This is a genomic window from Acinetobacter sp. UBA1496 (genome assembly GCF_002324975.1).
Classification (GTDB): domain Bacteria; phylum Pseudomonadota; class Gammaproteobacteria; order Pseudomonadales; family Moraxellaceae; genus Acinetobacter; species Acinetobacter variabilis.
Map to the genome: position 1 here is coordinate 1 of NZ_DCRI01000057.1, position 4,619 is coordinate 4,619.

A 4,619-nucleotide genomic window follows, 5' to 3' on the forward strand; every position below is an offset into this window, starting at 1 on the left:
CGAACTTTAGATCTCGCTGACAATCCAGAACATCGAGCGAAACGTGCTCTGCATGATTTACATCATGCTGAACAAATTAAACGAATTTGGAAAGAAAGTTCAGGTCGATATGGTGTGCGTAAGGCCTGGCAACAATTGAAACGTGAAGGTTATGTTATTGCACGTTGTACAGTTGCTCGATTGATGCAGAAGCTAGGTATACAAGGTGTTTGGCGTGGTAAGAATAAACAAACCACCCGTAGCCGAGATGACCAAAAACGAGCAGATGATTTAGTGAAACGTAATTTTAATGCTGATCATCCTGACCCTTGCGAAGCAGTGCTCAGGTCGATGACTTCACGTATATTCAAACTCATTCAGGTTGGGTCTATACCGCCTTTATTATTGATGTGTTCTCACGAGCAATTGTTGGATGGAAAGTATCAACACGTATGAATATAGATATGGTGCTCGATGCACTGGAGCAAGCATTGCACGATTGAGGTATGCCAAGGAATGTGGTTCATCATTCCGACAGAGGGGTTCAATACCTTTCCATTCGCTATACCAATCGTTTAGGAGCAGAAAATTTACGAGCATCAATCGGTACAACGGGGATTCATACAATAATGCTTTGGCTGAAACAGTGAATGGCTTATACAAAACAGAGATGATTGAATATTTAAAAGCAGATTGGCAAGGTTTAGCAGATGTACAACTTGCGACACTAAACTGGGTAGATTGGTTCAATAAAAAGCGTGTACACAGTGCACTGGGTTATGTATCACCTTTTGAGTTTGAAGCAATGTACTATGATAAGATTAACCCGTTAGATCAGGTGGCCTAACTTAAATAAAAAAATCTCTGATAAATCCGGTGAGGTTCAAAATGCGATTTATGGCTTTTTTATGTAAAAAAAAGTAATATCTGTTTTATTATTAAATTATAACAATTAGTATAAATATACCTATGATTTACAGATGAAAAAGGTATTTAAATGAAATATTTTTTAAGTTTAACTTTGTTAGTTTTAGCAATGACTGGGTGTACTTCGAGTTCAAAGACTGAAACTTTACAAGATAAGGCTACAAGAAATACTTCAGCTGATACGCAGGTCCTTAAATTTTCTGGTCCAAATGGTTTATTAATTTTTCTGAAATCATCGGATAACTTTGAAACTGCTTTAATGACTGATAACTCAGGCATGGTATATCGTTTAAAGCAAACAGTTGCTGGTAGTGGTATTCGTTTAGCTAATAATAATGGAGTTTCAATTCACTTTAAACGTGGTGAAGGGGTTGTTGAATTTGTAAAAGACCAGCCAATCAGCATTACTGAAGTAAAATAATAAGGTTTAAACTTTAAGAGAACCCTACACCATAATCTGCATACCGAAAGTTGGACACTATTCCTTGAAATGTGGTCAAACATAATCAAGGACTAATTCGCACTCTGTTAATGGGTGAATTCAAACATGAGGTGCGACAGTTGCAAAAGTCTTATGATAATCTGTGTGATTCATAGACATCACTTCAATATAATGGGTGTCTATGACCAGAGAAATTCAACAAAGACTCGTATGGGTTAAATTATTTGAAGAGACCAATAATGCTGGCCTGGTTTGTCGGAGATGTGGCATTTCTAGACCAACTTTACGCAAGTGGTGGAAACGATATTCTGAACAAGGTATTGATGGATTAAGTAGTCATAGTAGATGGATTAAGTAGTCATAGTAAATGTCCCTTAAAATCGCCAAATACTAAAATCAATGCTGAGCTAGAAGCTTTAATATTGGAAATGCGCTCAGCTAGAAATCTTGGTGCTCGACGTTTGCAAACCGAATTAATGAGCTGCACGGAGTCTCGTTGTCCTTGGCGACTATCCATAAAGTACTATCCACCCATTAAGTCAAACCGATTAAAAAATTCCGTCGTAAAGTAGATTACATTTGTTATGAACGTCCATTACCAGGCGATAGAATTCAAATGGATACCTGTAAACTGGGTGCTGGATATATCAGTACACATCTATCGATGACTGCACACGATATCGCGTTTTAAGGATATATAAACGCCGAACAGCTGCGAATACACTCGACTTTTTAACTGTGTAATTGAAGAAATGCCTTTTCCCATACAGCGAATACGGACCGATCGTGGACGAGAATTTTTTGCTGAAAAAGTACAGAAAAAATGATGCAGTATGGGATCAAATTTAGGCCGAATAAACCGGGTTCACCTTATCTGAATGGCAAGGTAGCGCTCACAAAAGACTGATGAATCTGAGTTCTACGCTACTGTAGATATCGATTCAGAGGAAATTCAGAGCAAACTGGCAGAATGGCAGCATTACTATAACTGGATGAGACCACATTCAGCTTTGAAAGATAAAACACCGATGGAAAGGTACTTTGAATTATGTGAAGAAACTCCTTTCTTAGGTGAAGTCCAGAAGCAATACGACCCCTCAAATGAACGGATTCAACATGCCAATGACAAAATGTATTTAGAAATTGCTAAATTGAAACGATCTCCATGAATTACGTATCTATATCATTTTTACTAATATAAAAACATATGAATAAAAATCACGCCCCGTTTAACTGGCAATAGTTTTTGAACCCTGGTATAAAAGCTTAAAAAAATCTAGCAAGTCTTTATTTAATGTCAATACTCATCCAGTATTGAGGTTTTTTATCTTTTCTTGCCTGTGATCTAGGTTGTAATACTCTAATTTCATACTCACCTGAAGCAGGTAAAATATAAATACCATTATCATCAAGCTCTGGAGAATATTCTCCAAGATTGATGGAGTCTTTTAATTGATTACCCCATAAGTAAGCTTCAACATTTCCTCCAGTCAACTTCACTTTTAACTTTTGCCCTTTTTTAGCATAAAATTTGTAGGAATCATACTTGTATCCATCTATCCTTCCATAATAATTTGCAGAGTAAGCTTTTTTAGCAAACTTAACTACAATAGTCTTTCGTATATCATTGTTATCATTTGCAAGTACGACAGGGCTAACTATAGTTAAAGTTAGGGCTATCAAAGCGCCAGCTAGTAATTTCGTATTCGCTATTTCCATAATAAGGTTACCCTAATTCTTGTATCGCTCCTGACATAATAACATTACTAATAAGTAACCAGGAATCATGGAGCAGAAATGTGAATAGTCATAACATGGGGTTGCACTTCAAATGCCAATTTAAGACTTGCAAAATTAATGGTTAATTAATTGGTTACTAGGGAATAACCAATCTAAATATAAATTTTATTTAACAATTACTTATAAAAATATGTGATGCGTATGATACGCATCATATGAATATCGCTTAAATTTGCTATAATTGAATTGAGCAGTGCCATTTGTGGTTAGGTTAAAAATTCATGAGTCTTACTGAAATTAAGGTACGTCAAGCTAAACCAAAGGAAAAAATCTATTTTCTGGCAGATGATGACGGCTTAAGTTTGAAGGTAGAACCAAATGGACGTAAATCTTGGAGTTACCGCTATTCACTTGCAGGGACAAATAAACGTCCTCGCATCAAGTTGGGTGAATATCCTGTAATATCCTTGAAAGAGGCTAGATCAGTCCGGGATGAATATAAATTTAATAATTATGAAAATAAACCACCGCATAAAAAATACATCAAAACTTTTCAGGATATTTGTGAAGAGTGGTTAGAATTTAAAATTAAAAATTCCTTTGAAGATGAACCACGATGCGGTGTAATTCAGCTCGCAAAAAAATGTTTAGATCAGGATGTTTATCCAAATATTGGACTAATGCCATTTATTGAAATTAAAAGATATGATCTAGTTAAGATTATTAAAAATATAGAATCTAGAAATGTAAAAGAACCTGTAAAGAAAGCCTATAGTTATTTAAATCAGATTTATGATTATGCTGTAGCAATGGGTTATTGTGAATATAATATTGCCCATGGTCTTCATAAAATATTAATCAATAATAAAATTAAAAAAAATTATCCGTATTTAAACTCAGATGAACTATCTAGCTTTTTAGCTAGATTAAAGCAGGTTAATACAGATCCTATTATTAAAAAAGCCCTATTATTTAAGTTATATACAGGCGTACGAGGTGGAGAATTACTGCTTTGTGAACCGCATCATTTCGATCTGGATAAAAAAATATGGAAAATACCAGCCTTACATATTAAACAATATAGAAGAAAAGTTATTTTAGGTCATGATATTCCTGAATTTTTAGTTCCACTATCTGATCAAGCACTTGAAGTTGTAAAATCAGCACTCGTTTGGTCTCATGGCGAAAAATATGTGTTTTCTAGCCCCCGAAACAATAATAAACCTATTCATTTTAATACCCTGAACTTAATTATTAGAAAGATGGGATATACTAAAAATGAACTATCATCTCATGGTTTGCGCTCAACATTTAGTACCATATTAAATGAATCCGGTTTATTTCAATCAAATTGGATTGAAGCACAGCTATCTCATACTGATAAAAATAAAACCCGTGCAAGTTATAATCATGCAGAATATTTTAATCAGCGTATGGAAATGATGCAATGGTGGGGCGATTTTATTGATAGTTGTACTGTAAATTAATGGTTATGAAATCCAAGTTTTAATTAACCTGAGTTCGACGTAAG

The 4,619-nt window shown here is 34.8% G+C and carries 3 protein-coding genes and 2 pseudogenes; 4 read left to right on the forward strand and 1 reads right to left on the reverse strand.

What is annotated here, in order from left to right; all coding sequences use genetic code 11:
- The 3 genes and pseudogenes from B3143_RS06845 to B3143_RS06855 all read left to right on the forward strand — a co-directional run.
- A pseudogene (locus B3143_RS06845) lies at positions 1-826 on the forward strand (IS3 family transposase); the annotation flags it as partial.
- Between the two features lie 150 nt (positions 827-976).
- The gene (locus B3143_RS06850; RefSeq protein WP_004780042.1) at positions 977-1,327 is read left to right on the forward strand and encodes a hypothetical protein; all 351 of its coding nucleotides are present in this window, start codon (positions 977-979) and stop codon (positions 1,325-1,327) included.
- 202 nt (positions 1,328-1,529) lie between these two features.
- A pseudogene (locus tag B3143_RS06855) lies at positions 1,530-2,517 on the forward strand (IS481 family transposase).
- Between the two features lie 118 nt (positions 2,518-2,635).
- Here B3143_RS06855 and B3143_RS06860 read toward each other — a convergent pair.
- Positions 2,636-3,067 (reverse strand): PPC domain-containing protein, encoded by a 432-nt coding sequence (locus B3143_RS06860; protein ID WP_004780041.1) that lies wholly within the window; start codon positions 3,065-3,067, stop codon positions 2,636-2,638.
- 302 nt (positions 3,068-3,369) lie between these two features.
- Here B3143_RS06860 and B3143_RS06865 point away from each other — a divergent pair, with 302 nt between their 5' ends.
- Positions 3,370-4,575, forward strand: a complete 1,206-nt coding sequence (locus tag B3143_RS06865; RefSeq protein ID WP_004812156.1) for a tyrosine-type recombinase/integrase — start codon at positions 3,370-3,372, stop codon at positions 4,573-4,575.
- The last annotated feature ends 44 nt before the right edge of the window (positions 4,576-4,619 follow it).

What these genes read in the sequence shown, in the direction of transcription:
- B3143_RS06850 (WP_004780042.1), top strand. Translation starts at nt 977, where the DNA reads ATGAAATATTTTTTAAGTTTAACTTTGTTAGTTTTAGCAATGACTGGG.
- B3143_RS06860 (WP_004780041.1), bottom strand. Translation starts at nt 3,067, where the DNA reads ATGGAAATAGCGAATACGAAATTACTAGCTGGCGCTTTGATAGCCCTA.
- B3143_RS06865 (WP_004812156.1), top strand. Translation starts at nt 3,370, where the DNA reads ATGAGTCTTACTGAAATTAAGGTACGTCAAGCTAAACCAAAGGAAAAA.